This is a genomic window from Aliiglaciecola aliphaticivorans, assembly GCF_054782055.1.
Genome location: NZ_BAAGTF010000001.1, coordinates 91,791 through 112,054 on the forward strand (window position 1 = coordinate 91,791; position 20,264 = coordinate 112,054).

Annotated in this window: 16 protein-coding genes and 1 pseudogene; 11 read left to right on the forward strand and 6 right to left on the reverse strand. The window is 40.8% G+C overall.

All coding sequences use genetic code 11. The features are described from left to right. Together hemN and ACYVIL_RS00350 are read right to left on the reverse strand one after the other, a co-directional pair. Window positions 1–1,368: an oxygen-independent coproporphyrinogen III oxidase gene (gene hemN / locus ACYVIL_RS00345; RefSeq protein WP_460311177.1), complete on the reverse strand. Its 1,368-nt coding sequence runs from the start codon at window positions 1,366–1,368 to the stop codon at window positions 1–3. A gap of 185 nt (window positions 1,369–1,553) precedes the next feature. After that, on the reverse strand, window positions 1,554–2,969 hold the full coding sequence (locus ACYVIL_RS00350; RefSeq protein WP_303470800.1) for a TonB-dependent receptor: 1,416 nt from the start codon (window positions 2,967–2,969) through the stop codon (window positions 1,554–1,556). A 192-nt stretch (window positions 2,970–3,161) separates the two neighbouring features. On the opposite strand from ACYVIL_RS00350, the gene ACYVIL_RS00355 reads away from it, so the two are divergent. Beyond that, the gene (locus ACYVIL_RS00355) at window positions 3,162–4,010 is read left to right on the forward strand and encodes a substrate-binding periplasmic protein (RefSeq protein WP_460311178.1); all 849 of its coding nucleotides are present in this window, start codon (window positions 3,162–3,164) and stop codon (window positions 4,008–4,010) included. Window positions 4,011–4,132: 122 nt separating this feature from the next. Further along, window positions 4,133–4,579, forward strand: a complete 447-nt coding sequence (locus tag ACYVIL_RS00360) for a DUF2721 domain-containing protein (protein WP_303470798.1) — start codon at window positions 4,133–4,135, stop codon at window positions 4,577–4,579. A 79-nt stretch (window positions 4,580–4,658) separates the two neighbouring features. On the opposite strand, the gene ACYVIL_RS00365 is transcribed toward ACYVIL_RS00360, so the two are convergent. Together ACYVIL_RS00365 and ACYVIL_RS00370 are read right to left on the reverse strand one after the other, a co-directional pair. Then, on the reverse strand, window positions 4,659–5,765 hold the full coding sequence (locus tag ACYVIL_RS00365) for a c-type cytochrome (RefSeq protein ID WP_460311191.1): 1,107 nt from the start codon (window positions 5,763–5,765) through the stop codon (window positions 4,659–4,661). Window positions 5,766–5,898: 133 nt separating this feature from the next. Further along, window positions 5,899–6,357: a phage tail protein gene (locus ACYVIL_RS00370; protein ID WP_460311179.1), complete on the reverse strand. Its 459-nt coding sequence runs from the start codon at window positions 6,355–6,357 to the stop codon at window positions 5,899–5,901. A 163-nt stretch (window positions 6,358–6,520) separates the two neighbouring features. Here ACYVIL_RS00370 and ACYVIL_RS00375 point away from each other — a divergent pair, with 163 nt between their 5' ends. Continuing rightward, a complete protein-coding gene (locus ACYVIL_RS00375) occupies window positions 6,521–7,309 on the forward strand; it encodes a hypothetical protein (RefSeq protein ID WP_460311180.1) in 789 nt (262 codons plus the stop codon). A 72-nt stretch (window positions 7,310–7,381) separates the two neighbouring features. Here the strand turns inward: ACYVIL_RS00375 and ACYVIL_RS00380 are convergent, their stop codons facing one another. Both ACYVIL_RS00380 and ACYVIL_RS00385 read right to left on the reverse strand, forming a co-directional pair. Next, window positions 7,382–8,773, reverse strand: coding sequence for a M24 family metallopeptidase (locus ACYVIL_RS00380; protein ID WP_460311181.1), 1,392 nt, complete (start codon window positions 8,771–8,773; stop codon window positions 7,382–7,384). Window positions 8,774–8,829: 56 nt separating this feature from the next. After that, window positions 8,830–11,331, reverse strand: a complete 2,502-nt coding sequence (locus ACYVIL_RS00385; protein ID WP_303470789.1) for a TonB-dependent receptor — start codon at window positions 11,329–11,331, stop codon at window positions 8,830–8,832. A 788-nt stretch (window positions 11,332–12,119) separates the two neighbouring features. On the opposite strand from ACYVIL_RS00385, the gene ACYVIL_RS00390 reads away from it, so the two are divergent. The 8 genes and pseudogenes from ACYVIL_RS00390 (at window position 12,120) to ACYVIL_RS00425 (ending at window position 20,215) form a co-directional block, all read left to right on the forward strand. After that, window positions 12,120–13,013: a LytTR family DNA-binding domain-containing protein gene (locus ACYVIL_RS00390; RefSeq protein WP_303470787.1), complete on the forward strand. Its 894-nt coding sequence runs from the start codon at window positions 12,120–12,122 to the stop codon at window positions 13,011–13,013. Window positions 13,014–13,120: 107 nt separating this feature from the next. After that, window positions 13,121–13,522: a VOC family protein gene (locus ACYVIL_RS00395; RefSeq protein WP_303470785.1), complete on the forward strand. Its 402-nt coding sequence runs from the start codon at window positions 13,121–13,123 to the stop codon at window positions 13,520–13,522. Between the two features lie 174 nt (window positions 13,523–13,696). Further along, complete coding sequence (locus ACYVIL_RS00400) at window positions 13,697–15,571, forward strand: sigma 54-interacting transcriptional regulator (RefSeq protein ID WP_460311182.1); 1,875 nt, start codon at window positions 13,697–13,699, stop codon at window positions 15,569–15,571. Then, complete coding sequence (locus tag ACYVIL_RS00405) at window positions 15,564–16,124, forward strand: TonB-dependent receptor plug domain-containing protein (RefSeq protein WP_460311183.1); 561 nt, start codon at window positions 15,564–15,566, stop codon at window positions 16,122–16,124. Before ACYVIL_RS00400 ends, ACYVIL_RS00405 begins: the two co-directional genes overlap by 8 nt. Then, window positions 16,097–16,306: pseudogene (locus tag ACYVIL_RS00410) on the forward strand (IS3 family transposase); the annotation flags it as partial. The gene ACYVIL_RS00405 and the pseudogene ACYVIL_RS00410, both read left to right, overlap by 28 nt. Window positions 16,307–16,397: 91 nt before the next feature. Continuing rightward, the gene (locus tag ACYVIL_RS00415; protein WP_460311184.1) at window positions 16,398–18,023 is read left to right on the forward strand and encodes a TonB-dependent receptor; all 1,626 of its coding nucleotides are present in this window, start codon (window positions 16,398–16,400) and stop codon (window positions 18,021–18,023) included. 85 nt (window positions 18,024–18,108) lie between these two features. Further along, window positions 18,109–19,323, forward strand: a complete 1,215-nt coding sequence (locus tag ACYVIL_RS00420; RefSeq protein ID WP_303470780.1) for a CaiB/BaiF CoA transferase family protein — start codon at window positions 18,109–18,111, stop codon at window positions 19,321–19,323. Continuing rightward, complete coding sequence (locus ACYVIL_RS00425; protein WP_460311185.1) at window positions 19,316–20,215, forward strand: hydroxymethylglutaryl-CoA lyase; 900 nt, start codon at window positions 19,316–19,318, stop codon at window positions 20,213–20,215. Before ACYVIL_RS00420 ends, ACYVIL_RS00425 begins: the two co-directional genes overlap by 8 nt. Window positions 20,216–20,264 lie beyond the last annotated feature (49 nt).

Consider the following 20,264-nt stretch of genomic DNA (forward strand, 5'->3'; position numbering starts at 1 on the left):
CTATATCACCCTTGAATAGCGGCCTATTTGTTGATTTTTAATATAGGCATCAAAGCTCATACAAATATTACGGATCAGTAAACGAGCTTTGTCTTTGACTATAATTTGCTTAGGGCTATTTTCAACCAGATTATCTTGCTCGAACGGCTGCAAAGCTTGCAAACTTTGTCGGAAGTAATGGTCAAACTGGATATCATATAGGTTCTCTACTTGTGCTTTGTCCAGTTTGAAATTACACATTAACTGACTAATGACAAAGCCTCTAATTTGGTCATCAAGGTTTAATTTAACCCCTTTATGGACCGCACTATGGGTTTCATTTAACCCTTGGTAGTATTCGTTTAACTGCTTATAGTTTTGGCTGAAACAATCGCCAATATTGCTGATTGCAGAAACGCCAAATCCGAGTAAGTCGCAATCTGCATGGGTGGTGTACCCCTGAAAGTTGCGGTGTAACTTGTGTTGTCTTTGTGCCTTAGCCAGTTCGTCATTGGGTTTAGCAAAATGATCCATCCCGATCATGATATATCCAGCATCTAGGAAGCGTTCAATTGCCAGTTTCATCAATGCTAGCTTTTGATTTGCGTTAGGCAGCCATTCATCACGCAGCTTTCGTTGTGCTGGGAAGCGTTGCGGCAAATGAGCATAGCTAAACAGGGAAATTCGTTGCACACCCATCTCAATAACTTTATCTACTGTGCGTGCAAAACGCTCAGGCGTTTGATGGGGGAGGCCATAGATAAGATCCAAATTAACTGAATTGAAGCCAAATTTGTTCGCGCGCTCAACAAGTTGTTCGATTAACTCAGTAGATTGCACTCTATTGATGGCTTTTTGTACCTGAGGATCCATATCTTGAACGCCAATGCTAAGTCGGTTAAAACCGATATTGGCAAGGTGGTCAATGTAATCTAAAGTTAAGTTTCTGGGGTCTATCTCTATGCCAATCTCGATGTTTTCACTGAGATTAAAATGGCTTTTTAGTACGGCCATTAAATTTGATAACTGCTGTTTGCTTAAGAAGCTAGGCGTACCTCCTCCTAAGTGAATCTGTCGAACAATATGCTTTTTAAACAGCGCTTTACGCTGGGTTATTTCGCCTATTAGATGGAACATATAATCATCTGCTTTTTCTGGGTGGCGGGTAACCACTTTGTTACATCCACAGTAATAACAAAGGCTGTGACAGAAGGGAATGTGGATATAAAGAGACAAATCAGTGTTGGGCGAGGTTTTTACTGCTTTGATCAAATCATCATTGTAAAAAGAGTCACAAAAGGATAAAGCGGTTGGATAAGAAGTATAGCGCGGCCCATTGGTATTATACTTTTCAAGTAATTGAGGGTCGAAAAAGCGTTTTGAGTTCATAGTGTTTTCGCAATAATCGTTTAGTCATTGCAGTTTAGTTTTTTTACATATCCCCTTTATTGATCTTGCGCAATATTTTGCCAACTTCAAAATAGTGGCCAAATCAGATAAACACAGATGTAAAAAAAGGCAGTGATGAAGTAACCTCATGAAACTGCCTTTCTAGGGGGGAATTTACAGGTAAATTAACGCTCACGATATCCAAAAAATTTATTTTCGATGATTTCTTCGGCGACACTTTCGGGGACCGCGTTTTCCCATTCTCCTCGACCTGAGGGCAGTTGCTTTAATAGGTCTCGGGAGTAAATTGAAAATAACGCACTATCACTGCATTCAATTCCGGCTAGGAAGCCATTTTCCAATAAATGTCGATATAAGAAACGTAAGTGTTCTGGTACTTTTACCAAAGTGAAGTCATTGAGTTCACCATTTTCATCTATCTCAGGGTAAATGAACATGCGGGTATTGTCTGGAAATAGCTTACCGAACCCCTCCATTATGCCGCCTTCAACCCCTTTATAACTGGCTTCATCAAAAATCTGTTTGATGTTGACCATGCCTACCACAATACCAATTTGCATCTTGGTATATTGACGGAAATAAGCACGTAACGAGAAATAACGAGTATAGTCAGACACCATCACGTTATAACCCAAAGAGTTAAGTAACTGTACCCGGGCAACAATATCTTTTTCGGGCATTTGTGCGTCATTACCTTTCATATCATTTAATGATATTTCGGCAATCACCGCTGTATTAGATTTGTCGACCCCCTTTAACTCATAAAATGAGGTCTGCCCTTGCTCAATCATATCTACATTTAATTTAGTAACAGGTCTAAATGAGCCACGAATGGTGAGAATATTTTTTTTGTATAGGAGCTCAGCAGGGATGGCGACACTGCCATCTGGTTTGAACATAACCGCACGTGTTTTCCAACTGCGGATAAGGTGTAAATTTTTAGCTCGATTATCGACATCAAGGAAATACGGACCTTTAAAATCAATAAAGTCAATTTCAACACGGTTGGGTTTCATGCTATCGGTTAGAGAATCGATAATCATCTTAGGATCTTCAAAATAGAAGTATGCCGCGTATATTAAGTTTACGCCTATTACACCAAGGGCTTGTTGCTGGGCTTCTGCATTATCATCAAACATGCGAACATGCACTTTAATATCAGAAGGTTCAGCGCCAGGGTACATTTGAATACGGATCCCTAACCACGCATGACACTCATTTTTGCGGCCAAAGCTTTTAGCGGCCACTGTCGCTGCATACGCAAAATAACGAGAGCTTTTAGAACGAATATTTCCGACCCGGTCTACTACTAAGTCAAACTCTTGCTCCATCATCGCTTGAACACGTGCTTGACTCACGTATCGCCCATCTTGCTGCACACCATAAATCGCATCTGAAAATACCATGTCATAGGCCGACATCGTTTTTGCTATGGTGCCGGCTGCAGCGCCCGCAATGAAAAATTGTCTGGCAACCTCTTGCCCTGCGCCTATTTCAACAATAGTCCCGTACTTTTTTTCATCGAGGTTAATTCGTAGTGCTTTTTGACTAGTTGATCTAGAACTGACTTGTTTATCCATTAATTTTGCCTAACTGATGTGCCACATTGGAATAGTAGAATATCCACAAAAAGAGTTACAGAGAAAATTTGTATTAAATAACTGAAACTTACATCAATAGTTTAGATTAAGTGTTGGGAAAAGGAGTTGGAAAATAGCAAATTTGGAAATCTCGCTTAAACTTAGGGTGATTTATTTATGGAGGACACCATTATGAAAACGCTTAAAATGCTACTAGTAATGAGTTTGTCTTTTGCCTTAATAGCATGCAGTCCACAACAGGCAAAGTTGTCAAGTCAAACATCTGAAGAACAACCTTTGAAGGACACAGAACAATTAATTGATATCGCAAGTGAACTTCCCACTTGCTCATATAGTTTGGGCTTTGATGTCTGGGAACCTTACCAATATGTTAATGTAGATGGTGAAGTAAGTGGCGTCGACATTCAAATTGTATCCGGCGTATTAAATGAAATGGGATGCTCAGTTTCCTATGTGCAAGGTACCTGGGTATCACTTTTAGAAGATTTACGAATGGGGAATGTTGATATACTTATTGGTGCGTCTAAAACCCCCGCCAGAGAAGCATTCGCATTTTTTAGTGATCCTTATCGAACCGAACAGTTTTCCTTGTATATTCGCAATGATGATAAAAAACGTGCCGCCTACGCTGATATAGACGAATTTATCGCCAATGGCAGTAAAATTGGCGTGGTTGGGGACTACTATTACGGCCCCCAGATAACTATTTTGCAAGACAGTAAAGCGACAGCAAAGAACTTTGTAAGCGGTATTATGGGGGAACTCAATATTGCTCGATTACTGGATATGGATATTGATGGGTTCATAGAAGATAGCTTCGTCGGAGCGTCAATGCTGCGTAGAAAAGGGTTAGACAACTACATTGTTGAACATGGCTTTACGGTGACCACGGGAGACATTTACGTTATGTTCAGTCAATCCAGCGTGCCTGAGGCAGATGTTGAAAAGTTCAATTCCGCCTTAGCTGACTATACGCAAATGGATAGCTATAAACAGACGTTACATAAATATAGCCGATAAGACTAATAATTTTTAAAATGTGTAAGCTCAGTGATTTTTTTAACGGTCATTGTCAAGAGTTCTTTACATTTCCACTATTGTTTTGGTATAAGAGCCATTGAAAGTGAGTTGTGGAAAAAGTAATGGAATTAAATTTAAATGAATCTGCTGTTGAGCTTATTCAATTGTCGTTAGCGCCTGTATTCTTAATCGTCGGTATGGGGCAAATGATGAATGTGATGACGGGCCGTTTAGCCAGAATCATTGATCGGGCTCGTTATTTTGAACGAATTGGTGATGTTGACCCATCCAAAATAACTGACAAAGCTAGAAATGAATTAAAAGCGCTACGTCGTAGAATGCGTTTTGCTAATTGGGCGGTGACGTTTTTAACAGCCGCAGCGGTAACTGTGTGTATGGATGTTATTTTGTTGCTGATAAATGGGCTGACTGTGGTTAATTTAGATACCACCATTATTTCCATGTTTATTTTAGGCATGATACTGATTACCGGAGGTTTGATATCATTTTTCTTGGAAGTCAGTGTGGCCAATGCATCCCTTAAAATTCCGTCATACAAAGATTATTAATCAAGCCCTGTTAATATCACTTAACAGGGCGGTAGTGCTATTAAATTAGGCACTCGAATACAAAGCTCTTGATAACACGTTAATGACTTGCTGATATTTCTTCAGGCTGTTCTAAACCTTCTGCTCGTACTACCGGATAACCTAAATTCATCCAACCAAATATACCTTCGTACAATACCGCCGTGTTGTTGTAGCCGGCTTGGTTAAATTGATCCATAACGTGTTCTGCCGCCGCGCGAGGGCAAGAGCAATATCCCACAATTAATACATCCTTTGGCATGTCACCAACCCGTTCTTGCACGTCGGTATAGTATGGAAAGGGCACTGAGCCGGCTAAATGAGCCCGTTGCCACACAGATGTGACTCGCGTATCAATCAGCACCATGCGTTTTTTCGCCAGCATGGCAGCATGTAAGTCTTTTGAGGAGACATACTTTCCTTGATCTAGTTGCAAACGAGGATCTTCACCATCTGGGTTAATCACATATTGGTCGGGTGTCGGAATAGCCTTGAGGGGCACTTTGTTAATTTCGGCTTCACTGGCTTTACTGCGTATAAACGCCGTGACATTATCAATATCTGTTTCTGATAATCTGTCAGAAAACCCTTGCATAGGCGTATCCTCACGACCTTTTTCAATGGCATAACGGATAAATTCGTCTTTGTTATGGGCTAAAAATGACGGATTAAAAAGCGCAGGCGCAGTCACTCCTTCACCATTCTCACCATGACAAGTGGTGCAGTTTTGTTGATACAAGGCTTCACCTTTTGCAATATCACCATAAACGGGCTCTTCACTTAACTTGACTCGTTGTGCCCCTGACTGCCAAAACAACCAATAGGTTAAATCCCAGGTTTCATCCAAGGTCATAGGGCCACCGACTTCATCTAAATAGCCACCCATAGCGGTGCCATGGCGACCATAAGACATAGGGCGTAATATTGAGTGAGGAACACCGGATTCAAATAAACTCTTACTGCGCAGAGAAGGCGCATGATCGTTTTTATGGCCTTCCCGATCATCGCCATGGCACAAAGAACAATACTTTTGGTAATTACTCGCTGCAACTGTTGCTTGTTCGGCTGTAAGTTCACGGGGAGGGTTTTGTTTTTCATAAACACGTTCAGCGAAAGCGGTTGAAGAGCCGCCGATACTGAAAAGTAGCAACCATAATATTCCATTCATTGTTTTCACTGATAGCGTCCCTGTGTATGAGATAGGAAAATTATTAAACACTTTTACTGTAGTTTTAGCAAACAAATGTCGCTTATTCTGGCACCCAGTTAAAGGAAGGGAACGTTAAAATAAAACTCAAGGTTTAACCATTAGTAATGGTTAAACCTTGATGTGAAATTTCCATTGATTCGATTGCGATTTCATCGTTGTCCGATTCTAATTCGGTGCCAGTGATTTTACTTGGCCATGCATTTGCCAATGTCCAAACCATAGTCGGAGTGCCTGTTTCGTCTAACAAACTTATGGTAACGGGAAGGCGTTTAATCGTATCCATTTTAATTTGACTAAACCAATCCCCAAACCTGGTATCCGACTTGAATACACCTTTTTTCAAGGTGATATTGCCAAACTTTTGCATCTCTGGCATTTTCTGAGTAGAAAAAGTTTTACTGTCACCAGCGCTAAATTCAATTACCTGTGCTTCACCATCGAGGCCTGATATTTCTTGAAATAACATGATTTCAGCCCCCCATTTTACTTGAAAGTAAAACTTGGAAATTGGCCAAACTATCTGTGATTGTGCGCTTCCGTCATCAGCCATTGTCCGTTCTCCTTAAATCGTTTTTACAGTTTATCCCCAACGATTGTTTATTTCAGTGCAGTGCAACTTTTTCTTTTACGTTACTGTTTGACTCAATCTTTAATGATAAGCGACAATGAACGTACAATAAAAACTATAAACCATCCGTCATAGGGATAAAGAGATGTGGAAATCAGCACAAATATTCGCGGTACTGACTTGCTTATTAATAGGCGCTTGTGCGTCACCTTACACCGTTACCACCACTGAGCAACTTGTCGACAAAGGTGACGAGTTAATGTTGCTTGGGGATTATAAGAAAGCTTATTTAATCGCTTCAGCTAAAAATGCGCTGAGTGAATTCTCCGATAATAATAGTCGATATATTGATAGTGCAACAGCCATAGAGATTGTGAAGAATGATGGAGTAACGATCTTTGATGCGCCGTTAACGATTGCGAAACAAATTGATTGCTACCAAATTGTCTATTCTCCATCTGACAACAGTAATCAGAGCTCTGGCAAAGAAGAAAACTATTTTATTAAAATCAGTAATACAAGCGTAAGCAACTTATATATAGTCAATTTACTCGAGTCTTGCTCTTCGAGCCAAAGCGGTTTGACCAATTTCACTTATATTCCTGTGATTTTAGAAGGTGATATAGCGACGTTTTTTACGTTTTCAGACAAAGCAAGAAAAAAGCTCACTTGGGATTGGTATAATGGATTAAATATTGTGCAGCGCTTTTGGTTTGGCGTAAGTGAAAACGATTCAAGCGATGAAGAAGAAAAAGAAAAAATGCCCCTCATATTTGAAAGTTATCGAGGGCTAGTCGCTGTCATGGAGTATGTTTACTATCATCAGCACTCGAGTAGTCATGTGAAACTGAAATTAGGTGAAAGTATGGATGAACAAAGAGTATTGTTTAACAAATACGCTCGAGCCAAAGCTATCAAGAAAGCCAATCAATAAGCCAAGTTAACGCTCAAAAAAAATGCCTCAAAAGAGGCATTTAGAATAGCAGATTTAGAGTAGTGAAATAGATCAAATAATGATGGTTTGATCGCCTACATCATTGATCGCTTCACTCCCATCGGCAGTAATCAGCGTTAGATCTTCTAAATGTGCTGATCCGCCAATCCCTGATTCTAGTAATGGACAATCGACACTTAAAATCATGCCTTTTTCCAACACTAAATCTTCACGTTGAAAATCAGGATTTTTCCCAACATGATCAGTGTGATAAAGACCTACGCTGTGAGGAGAAAACGACACAGCATAATTTCCGCCCATTTTTTTGAGGGTTGATTGACCTAGTTTTGTGATATCCGAAAACTTCATCCCAGGTTTCATTGCATGACGGACTTCATCCCACACTTTACCAATCGTTTGAGTGATTTTCGCCAGCTCTTTTTCCGGTTCGCCAATAAATACAGTGCGGCCATAATCGCCATGGTAACCATCAGCATGACTCACTGCATCGATTAAAAACGACTGTCCATCACGAAACGGTGCATCAAACATATCTGCACTGATTCGATCCACCACCATAAAAACACCAGTGTTGCCGCGTTTAGCTGCTTCCGCATAATAAATACGTCTTAAATCACGATAAGTCGCGCCAGAGCGAATTGACTTAACGGCTGCAATGGCTGCCTCTGCGTTAGCGGGGGCTGCGCGACGCATCAATTCAATTTCAATATCCGATTTATAAGGGCGAATACGGCGTAACGCATCATCTGCATCTACAACATCAACATTTGGTAGTGCAGAATTAATCAACTGCTGGGCCATACTATTATCGGTTGCAACTCTAGCATTACTCAATCCAAGGTCACTTAACGCTTTACTGATGGCCGCTTTTGCACCAACGTATGCACCATATTTATTTGCCGTCTGTCGAGTTCTATCGGCTCTATTAGCTTCAATTTTATCTAAACTCGTCAGATGCATATCGTTAAATATCATTAAAGAAGGTGTTTGCTCAGCAGAATTAGCTTCGTCACTTAGTCCTCTGTGACCACTATACATATAAGTGGCGAAATCATTAGATGCAATGACATCAGCCAATTGGTAGTAGTATGTAAACGAAGGCAATACTAAACCATTTGGGATATTCTGTTGGCGAGTAATAATCGAAAATGAATTCGGGCCATGTCCCATTGTTAATGTAATTGGCCAATGACCTGTTGAATAATAAAAGTTGACGCCTTGCCCAAGTACAAGTGCATCAATCTTAAGCAGATCCATCACTTCATAGGCTTTGCTCATATTGATGCGAGGGCCTGATAGCGGTGGAGCAACAATAAAGTCATCAGTAAATGAACTGCTTTTTGCGTTGTCCGCGCTGCTAGCAGAGCTAGCAGCACATCCAACTAATGGTAGGGCGGTAGCCATACCGACACCGGCCATAAACTCACGTCTATTTAACTTCATTTTACTCTCTGATTTAGAGTTTTTGAACATTGTTTAGCCTCATTCAAAGTTAATGTTTAAAACGCTAGTGATAACCTAACGCCGAGTTCTCTAGGCTGCATAGCAGAAACGTGTACAGCTCGTAGGGTGTTTAATGTGGAAATTTTAACCGGTACTTCACCGAAGAATGCTAAACCTGCACCTGTTACCCAACCATCTTCGTCGAGTAAATTATCGGCATATAGCTCAATTGAAAGATCATCACGTGTGAAACCAACTTTTAGGTTTACTTTTTGATATGCGTCAACCCAGGTTAGGTTATAAGAATCAGTATAAGTTTTACCGTTATATAAAATATCTACACGTGTATACCAATCCCAGTCTGTTGCTAACTCTAAAGTATTGGTATAAGTACCAGATAGGCTACCACTCCATTTTGGAAAGCGAGGAAGGGTATTACCATCCACTTTAAATCCATCTGCTGTGGTTAAATTAAATAAAGGTGTAAGACCGGTTAGTGAATAGTCTTCATACTTAGCATCGGTATAGTTCGCTGTTAGCGAGATATCTAGGTTGTTGCTGACTACATAGCCACCTTCAAACTCCACCCCTTTAATTTTTGATTCGCCAGATACAAATCCACTTTGAAAGCCAGTAGCGCCAGGAGGCAAAAATGAGATACTTGATTTCATGTTTTCCCAGGTCATCGAATACAGAGCGGTTGAATAGCTTAGTTTGCCATCCATTAACGCTTGTTTGACCCCAATTTCGTAACTATCTAGATATTCAGGTGGTACCTCGTCTTGTAAACCAGGATTTTCAGCTTGCACTATGGCTTTATCTTCAGGATCTAAGGCTACAAATGAACTGTTGAATTGACCCGGTAAAGTACCTTTTGAATAACTTGCATAGGTCATCATAGTATCCGTAGGATTCCACTTTAAAATTGCGCGAGGCAGGAATTCTTTGGATTCTAGTTTTCCGGTTGCTATTGGTTCGCCAAATGTGCCACCGAAGCGAGTGACTTCATCGTTCTGCCAACGTCCTTCAAGGGTTAAACCTAAGTTTTCTGTAAAGTAGTAATCCAACGAACCAAAAATACCTAGGGTCTTTATTTCATCATCGTTAGGAGTTGAGTTTTGTGCACCAACTATTCGTACCTCAAATGGCGTTGCTGCAGTATCGAACAGAATTGAATTGGTTGCTTCTACACCATTTGAAAAAGCGGCGTGGATTTCTTGTTTATAATAATTAACACCCAACAAGGCTCTAATCTTGCCGCCAGCATCGTAACTTAAGCGTATTTCACTTGAAAAGTCTTCAAAGAATGATGGTGTACCAACATACACTGATTCTCCGTCAGAATTGTCACCGTCTCGAATACCCATTAAATCTTGATCGTTATAAGAAATATTACCATCTAGATCAAATTCGTCATTAATGACATATTCGAAGCTTGCCGCAAGTCTTGTCATTTGGCGACGTAGTCCAAAATGGTCTAGGTAAGGGGCATCTTCGATGTCTTGTACACCACGACTATTCCCTACCATTAAGTCTCGAACGTCTACCTCTGGTAAAAAAGCGCCACCATCTTCGAATATCGGAAAGGTGGTGTTACGAGAAACAACTACACCGTCAGAAATCTCAGGTAAAGCACCACACCACAAGTTTCCACCTAAAGTAGTTTCAGTGGCAACACCGTCTCCGTTTAGAACAGTTACAGGCGTGCCGGCTTCACAGTTGCTAAATTCACTAAATTGAATAGCTGTCGCGGCGGGGGCGGTATCTTCATCTTCAACATAGGAGGCACGAAATTTAACTTTTAAATCTTCGGTGGGAGTATATAGAAGAGATAAATGCGCGGCGTTAGTGGTTTGTTCCCCTAACGTACCGCCATCATTTGCGGTGTAAGCAGAACCGTTTTTAAATCCTGAACCTGTTAGGCTTGCGGCCAATACATCTTCAATTATCGAACCGTGTACTGAAAATGATATATTACTACTACCGAAGTTTGGACTATAGGCAGCATTAAACTTGCCGCCAAACTCGCCTGACGGATCTTTTGTAATATAGTTTATTGCACCACCAAATGTTGAGCGGCCAAAGTGAGCTGATTGCGGACCACGAATAACTTCCACTCGCTCAATATCTTCAAAGCCTATGGATTGTGCGCCACCAAGTACATAAACACCGTCTACAAACAATGAACCAACTTGGTTTGATGGTAACGAACTTTCTGAGGTAAGGCCTCGAAAGCGTATTGCCGGTAATAATCGTCCAGCAAAGTTTCCGCCTTGATCTTTGAAATCTAACCCTGGCGCAAACAAGGTTAAATCTTCTAAGTTACCAATACCGGCTTTTTCAATATCTTCTGCAGAAAAAGATTGAACTGCTAATGGTACGTCGAGGATCCACTCATCGCGTTTTCGAGAAGATACAACGTCAATCCGTTCTATATCTGCATTTTCGTTTGCATCAGTTTTGTCTTGGGCATACGCAGCAGAAAAAAAGTTATTATCTGATACGCTTGTCCCGCTCATATTCATCAAAACTAAGACACTCAATAGTTTTTTATTCATGGTTTATCCCTTGATGTTCTTATTGTTGTGTTAGGCAGTTATGTTGGAACACCTAATATGTGGATACCAAAAGATCAGGTCTACTAAGTTTTCGTAAAAGGACTGGTTTTTTCGTGAATACCATTGGCGCTTCGTGAGTTGACAGTTAAATTTTAATATCTTGGCGCGAATAATTACCATTTAAGTATTTTAAATATAACAATATATCATTGTAAGTGGGTGATAAGAGGATTGCAATAGTCACCACTTTCTGTTCGCTTGTGATAGCTAAAATAGGTCGATTAAATTTATTTTCAGTTAATAGACTTAGTGTATATATGGGAAAAATGAACCGATTATTTAAATTCAAAGTGAAATTAAATTGTTCAATATGAAAAAATTTAGTGGAGCTCAACAAAGCTAGTTATCGCATTTGTTTGTTTTATATAGGAATTTTATTTTTTTACTTCTGGCACGAAGTCTGCAAACTGTCTTACATTCATTACTAGTAGAATTTGCTAGAAAAATAACACCTAAAATTAAATGACCAAATAAAAAGGTGGGTATTTAGGTTTAACAGTAGATAGACAGCTATACAAGTCATGGAATTACAGAAATCTGTGTTGTTTTATAAGGAAATCGTTTGTAACCCTCTGCTTGATTAACAAGCCTCAGGAACATACTTTATTTCGCGAATGCTATTCGCGCTCCGCGAAATTTAAGCGTGTTTTACCCTTTAGATTGGTGTTAAATAAGTGACTGCAATTGCCAATACGATGCAATTTGCCTCACTAGAATAGGGGAACTCAGTGATAATTATATTAAAACGAGCTTGGCAATCCTTTTCCTTAGCTTTACGAGATAGAACCGTACTTTCTTTTTATCTCGGTGTGCCACTAGCCCTTGGGATGTTTTTTGCACTCTCACAATCAGGCACTGAACCCTTAGTAGGTATTGAAGGTCACTTAGTTTATTGGTTGATTTCCACACTATTGTCTTGGCAGTTTTTGGCCATTGGTAGCAAGTTAGTTGCATTGGTTTTAAAGCCGTTTAAAGCCCCTTTTATTGCCATTCTAATAGCAGGCTTTGCCCTTGGAATTGTGCTTTGGGTACCCGTTAGTATTGTTAGAGATATTCTGGTGGATGGCTATGTTCAAGAAGGACAAGTTTTAAAGAGTACCTCGCGCTATACAGATATCGTTGTGACAATCAGTAATTGGACACTGGGTATTGGTATATGGGTATCTGTTAATTATTTTTATCTATTTGTGCTGGGAGTGAGTCGATTTAACTACTCTGCTGACAGCAAAAAAGTACAACGTTTTCGTAGCTGGCTCTTGTCTACTGAGTTAAGTGACGAACATTCCGATTTCAAACAAAGTCGAAGCCCTCGTTTGCACAACCGTTTGTCTAAGCCTGGTGATATTTTAGCACTGATTGCTGAAGATCATTACACCCGAGTAATACTCCAAAACAGAGAAGAGCTTATTTACATTCGTTTCAAAGATGCTATTGCTGAAATGCAAGGTCAGAATGGTTTTCAAACCCATCGTTCCTACTGGGTAAGTGAAGAGGCGGCAGTAGGATATTCAGAACAAGGGCATAGTGCATCCATTAAGCTATTAAACGATCGTGATATTCCAGTGAGCCGTTCTTTCAGACAAGCAATAAAAAGACAACTTGGCTCATTAAGTTTTGCATAGCTTAGATAAACGAAAAATTGTTTTAGAATCATACTTTTCCTTTAACTCAAGCAAGATCCACTTTATCAGTTCGCAATTCTTTTCGAATTGTTAGTTAGGAGGGACAATTGCTCACTCATATTCACCATATCAATTTTGTAGTGGCAAATTTAGATGAATCCGTTAGCTACTTCCAATCTTTGCTATCTCAATCACCTGTAATTGAAGCGTTGCCTCAACGACTGGTTAAAACCGCGCGCTTTAGTATCGGTGAGAGTTTTTTGGTTTTAGTACAACCTGTAAGTAAAGAGGGAGTGGTTGCAGAGATTTTGCAGAAAAAAGGTGAAGGGATTTTTTTGCTTTCTTTTGCTACTGAATCCATTGATGAAACTTTGCAAAAACTTGAACTGTATAACCCAGATAAAAGAACGGGTTTACAAGACTGGGCAATTTGTGATCTCACTCCTTATGAGCAATTTGGCGCTATTTTACAATTGACTGAGGTATCAAAAAACAAAATTTCAAAATGAATGATTTTATTTCAAATTGGAGTTTATTATTTCATTTTGAAATAGTTGTCGTGAAACTGAAATTTTAAATTAATCTAAATATTTGAAATTTAAGTGTTTTTAAATTTCATTGTTTTTGGCATGAACCGTGCTATGTTAACTTGCTAACAATTTTTAATTTCAGGTTGCAACAAATTGATCAAGCAAAGCCAAAAAATTCGCATTCTAATCTTTGGTCACAAAGAGTTTAGCCAATTGGTTAGTAGTGTATTAGAAGAATTTGAAGACCACGCCGAATGTAAGGTGGTGGATGCAATCATTGGCACAATTCATGAAGCCAATACCCACATTCACATTTTCAAACCAGACCTAGTCATAAGTGCAGGCAGTAATTCGGCGTACTTAAAAACCACGTTAGATGTACCTGTTATGTCTATTCCTGTGACAGAATCAGATATTGTTAGCGCCATATTAAAAGCGTCTAAGGTGAGTCAAGATATCCACCTTATTACCTACGATGATTACAGTAGTTTAGTTAAATTATTGAATCAGAGCTCTTCAGTAAATATTACTTTTCATCAATACGAAACTGCCGAAGATGCAAAGCAAATGTATCAGTTGGCTCATTTGTCATCGAGCAATGTGGTGGTTGGGGCCAGTCTGGTGTGCGGTTTAGCGTTTCAGGACAACATCAAATCCTTTCTAATTTATTCTAAAGAGTCATGTCGAACAGTGTTGAAAGAAGCCGTTGTTTTAGGTCGCAAACAGCGGGATTCAATTCACACAAAAGCCATTCATAAATGGCTAGATGAAGACTCTAAAACGCCAATTCTAGTGGTCGACAACTATACTGATGTTCTAACTTCGAATAGGGCGGCAAAAACAGAATTTGTCATTGACTCGAATAACAAACAAGAAATTTTGGATTTGTTACACAGTAGTCAGTTTGCCGATGTGTCTGATGGCAAGTGTCGGTTAAATGAGACCGACTGGTGGTTCCATAAAGACACCATCATGATGATTAACAGTCAGTTTGATGTGTACCAATTTTATGCGCAAACACCGCAAATATTTCCATCCAAGAAAGCGCCCACCATAGACCAACCACTAATTTACAAATCCAAATTGATGACAGACTTGATTGAACGTACAGATTTGTACGCGAACTCACCAAGTCATGTATTGATCATTGGCGAGTCGGGTACGGGCAAAGAAATGATAGCCAAACGTATTCATCAAAAAAGTCAGTTTGCAGAAGGCCGGTTTGTGGCCATTAACTGTGCGGCTATGCCCAGTGAGTTATTTGAAGGGGAGTTGTTTGGTTACGTGGAAGGTGCATTTGCTGGCTCAAAGCGCGGAGGCAAACACGGTCTATTATACGAAGCAGAAAATGGCGTGTTGTTCTTAGATGAAGTAGGCGAGTTGACCCTACCGCAACAAGCAAAATTGCTCCGCGTTATCCAAGAAAAAACCTATCGACCTATCGGCTCTCATAAAGAATTTAAAGTTAATCTGAAGGTGATTGCAGCCACTAATCGTCCATTGGCCACCCAGGTAAAACAAGGTTTATTCAGAGATGATTTGTACTATCGGCTGAATGTTTTAAGCATTAACGTTCCCTCTTTAAAAGAGCGTCGAGAAGACATTGAAAATATCACCCAGAACAAATTAACCGCCCTTAATTTCGGCAGTTTAGGGGATGACGTAATTCAACGTTTAACCCAACAATTAACCCCGGTTTTCAAAGCTTATGATTGGCCCGGAAATATTAGAGAGCTGGAAAATATTGTGGAACGTTTACTGGTTTATTGCTCTGCCTTTCAAGATGTTTCGAGTAAAAGAATTTCCCAGTTATTGACCGACTTAGCTCCTGAGTTATTTGAAACCAAAGCAGTAGAACAAACTGGCGCCATTGCCAAGAATGAACAGGAGTTGCTGAATCAAGCGATGACAAAGTTTAACGGCAATAAAGAGTTGGTAGCACAGTATTTAGGTATTAGCCAAACCACTTTGTGGCGCAGATTAAAACGCAATAATAACAACAACCAAGAGGGAAAACACCATGCTTAGATTTACCCGAAATAAATTGGGAAATGCTATCGCGATATCTTTGTTAACGAGTTCAACTACCTTTGCCGGCGCTGCCCTTGCCCAAGAAGCACAAGCCGAGGAAGAGTCAATTGAATTAATTAGTATCTCTCGTAAGCGTCCAGAAAGCCTGCAACAAGTCCCTATTGCGGTAAGTGCATTGTCGGCCAGAGATATTGAAACGGCTGGTATTGAACGCCCAGGTGACTTTATTTCCCTGGTACCTAACGTGAATATTGTCGACACCGCTAACGTAGGTGACACACAGGTTAATATTCGCGGCATAGTGTCAACCCGAGACGCTGAATCAACCTTCGCTTATGTGGTTGATGGGGTGTTGATGACCAATCCTAATGGTTTCAACGGTGAGTTGTTGGATATTGCCCAAATCGAAATTCTTAAAGGTCCGCAAGGAGCGCTGTACGGACGTAACGCGGTAGCTGGCGCAATTCTAGTGACCACTACTTTACCCAGCGACGAGCTAGAAGGCAGTGTCAAAGTGGCGGTGGGAACTGCTATGATAATGCCGTGGTAGAGAGCTTTTTTGGCGTATTGAAACGAGAAAGAATACGTCGTTACCGGTATCAAAGCCACGAAGAGGCGCGGCTCGATATTTTCGACTATATTGAGTGTTTTTATAATCGAAAAAGGCGTCATGGGTACTTAGGTTTTGTAAGTCCTGTTGACTACGAACAGCATGTCCTAAGTATTAATTAACTGTCCATTTTTTTGGGGTAGAATCAGTGAAAATAAACAAGACAGCACTGAACTCTCAGTAAAAGCAGATTGGGATTTAGAAGGTTATGATGTGACTGGCGTGTTGTCTTACAACGATTTGGAAGAAACATTGTTATCTGACGGTACCAGTGCATCCTTCTATGGTTATGAGTTAACGCCACAGTGTCAAACTGACCGTGAAACCTTGAATAATACACCCACAGCATTAGGAGGCGCAGACCGAACGGATTTATTTGGCGAGTTTTTTGCGCCTTTCGGTATTTTTCCGCCGGGAGTGGAATTCACTGGTGTATACGGTCCTTACACACCGACTTCTTGTGATGGATATCAATATCAAGAACGCAGCCAATCTGATTTTAGTGGTGAACTAAGAATTACCTCAGATGACGATACGGCTGATCTACGTTGGATCGCCGGTGTGTACTTCGCTGAAATCGAGCGTGATGTCGTGGTGGCCTATGGTGCTGATCAAGGACAAGGCTTTTTGCAACAAGCTTATGTGCCGCCTACAGGACCTAATCCCACGGATCTGTTGTTTGATGATACTTACGACACCTCAGTGTTATCCGCATTTGGTCAAATTGAATACGATGTTTCAGAAAAACTGGAATTATCCGTTGCCCTTCGTTACGACTATGAAGATAGAACCGTTTCCAACAACGTACCTAATGTCAGTGCTTCAGGCCTAAATATTAATACCATTGTGGATGGCGAAGTGGGTCCTATTAACCCAGGTCTGGTAGACAATCCAGACGGTATTCCAGATCGCAGCCGCTCGTTTGCTCAATTTCAACCCAAAGTCACCTTAAGTTACGAGTTATCCGACAATGTTAATTCCTATGCCAGCTATGGCGTCGGTTTTAGAAGTGGTGGTTTTAACTCTTTGGGTACGCAAGCAACCTTAGATTATTGGTTTAACAGTTCGGGTACGGGCAATCCTGGTGATGCAGTAGATGCTCAACTGTTGGTAAGCGATGAATACGATAAAGAAGTGACGACGAATATTGAGTTAGGGATCAAATCTAAATTCTTAGACAACAAGGTTAAGTTGAATGCAGCGGTATTCAAAACCAAAGTCGAGGATAACCAATTTTTCGAATTCTTTGCCGGGCCTTTCGGTTTATTACGTGCGGTAAGCACCATTGATGAACTCGAAATCCAAGGCTTCGAACTTGATGTCACAGCCGATGTTACCGAGAGCTTTAAAGTCTTTGCGGGCTTGGGTCTTCTTGATTCAGAAATTAAAGAAAATCGCAGTCGTCCTATTACCGTTGGCAATAAAGCACCGCAGTCTCCTGATACTACTTATACCTTAGGCTTTAGTTACGAGCAGCCAGTGAATGAGGACTTTTGGGTGACCACACGATTGGATTATCAATATACCGGAGAGACCTACTTCCATACCTTGCAAGGTGAGGAAACCCCAACCATTTGGGATTACTTTGGAACCTTAGGAGGCGGTGTTCCACCGGGCCCGCATTCGCAAAATTTTGATAATGCTAAACGTGATTCCTTTTTCACTATTAATGCGCGTATTGCCCTTGAAGCTGAAAACTGGACATTGGCCATTTATGGCAAAAACATCACAGACGAAGAATATTTACAAGAAGTCATTCCTGCGCCTGAATTTGGTGGGTCTTTTATACACCCCTCAGCCCTTGCAGAGTACGGCGTTGAATTCGCTTATAACTTTTAAGCACACTTCTAGTGACAGGTTATGGCACACCTAATGCCATAACCCGTTTACTTTCAGGACACAAAAATATAATTGGAGATAAAGAATGAATAAGCCGCTTTCTGGTATACGTGTAATTGATCTAACACATATGTTATCAGGTCCGTATTGCGCAATGTTGCTCGCAGATTTAGGAGCAGAAACAATTAAGGTTGAACCTTTGCAGGGCGAAGGAACACGTAAGTTGCTCGCCAGTGATCCGAAGAACTCCTTGGATGGAATGGGCGCTTATTACATTACCTTGAATCGCAATAAACAAAGTATTTGTATCGATTTAAAAAGTGAAGAAGGTAAACAAGTTTTTTATGATTTAGTGAAAGAATCAGATGTGGTGGTAAATAATTTTGGTGCCGGTGTGCCTGATCGTCTCGGCATTGACTACAACACCTTGAGCAAAATTAACCCGCGTATTATCACTTGCAGTATTACTGGTTTTGGCAGTAGTGGACCTAAATTTAAACGCCCTGCATTTGATCAGGTTGCCCAAGCTATGGGCGGCGGTATGTCAATTACGGGTCTCGATCAAGAAAACCCAGTAAGGGCCGGTATTCCCATCGGTGATCTGGGCGGCGGTATGTTTGCAGTCATGGGCATTCAGTCAGCTATTATTGAGCGAGCGACCAGTGGTAAAGGTCAAGATGTGGATATTTCCATGCTCGATTGCCAAATTTCAATGCTGAACTACATGGCAACAATGCACTTTTTATCTGGTGAAAATCCCTATCCAATAGGTAATTCCCATTTTGTGCATGTTCCTTACAATACATTTCAAACCTCAGATGGTTTTGTGGTCATAGCGGTGATCACAGACAACTTCTGGAAAAATCTAAATGAAGTGGTTAAGTGTCCAGAGTTTGCAGATAGCAAATATGATGGTCAACCTGGGCGCTGGGCCGACAAAGATTTCATAAACGCTAAATTAAATGAAATTTTGAGCCAAAATACCTCTGCTTACTGGATTGAACAGCTGGAAGCTAAACGCATTCCCTGTGCGCCAGTGAATAACTTGTCCCAAGCACTGAGCGATGAGCAAGTTTTGTATCGGAATATGGTTGTTGATCTAAAACATCCTGATGGAAAAACCACAAAAGGACCTGGTAATCCGATTAAATTCTCACGTACCGATGAAGAATCTTTTTCTCCAGCACCAGTGTTAGGTCAAGATACGCAAACTGTATTGTCAGAGTTGTTACACATGTCTCAAGAGCGCATCGACTCCCTTGTTGCAAACGGCGCAATTAAAGGAACTGGCAATGAGTAATCATGTATACATTAATGATGTAGGCCCCCGTGATGGCTTGCAGAACCAAGCAGAAATATTAACCCCGCAACAACGCCTGCAACTTATTCAGATGCTAACCGATGCAAGGTTAGATGGTATTGAAGTGGGCGCATTTGTATCGCCTAAAGCGGTTCCTGCAATGGCTGGAACAGATGAAATATGTCAACAGCTGCCCAAAGCTGATTGCCATTTTTCAGCCCTGATCCCAAATATGAAAGGCTTTGAATTAGCTCAGAAAAATCAGGTTAAATTGGCATCTTTAGTGATGGCTGCATCTAACACCATGAACGAAAAAAACATTCGTATGGATAACCAACAAACCTTGAGTGTCATTGAGCAGGTAATCGATGCAGGCAAGGGCACAGATGTTGAATTACAGGTGTATTTAGCAACTGCCTGGGAATGTCCTTTCGAAGGCGTTATTCCAGCTCAACAAGTTGTGGATCTTGCTGAAAAGCTCATCAATATGGGCGCGTCTCGCCTGGTCATTGCTGACACCATTGGCGCGGCGAATCCACAAAGCGTTCAAGCCCTAATGACGACTTTGATTGAAAAATTCGGTGCAGACAAAATAGCCTGTCATTTCCACGATACCCGTGCCATGGGGCTAGCTAATGTTTATGCCGCACTAACCGCGGGTGTGCGCCGATTTGATGCGTCCATTGCCGGTTTAGGGGGGTGTCCTTTTGCCCCTGGGGCCAGTGGTAATGTGGCCACTGAAGACGTGGTAATGATGTGTCATCAAATGGGATATGAAACCGGTATTGATATGCCAACCCTATTGGCGGCCTCAGACCTTGCCATTGAATTAACCAAGACCGCAAAAGGCGGAAATGCGAAAACCTGGTTACGTAAAACGTACCCTGCATAACCGAAATAAATACGAAGACCAAAAATAAAAACGAATTACAACAAGAATA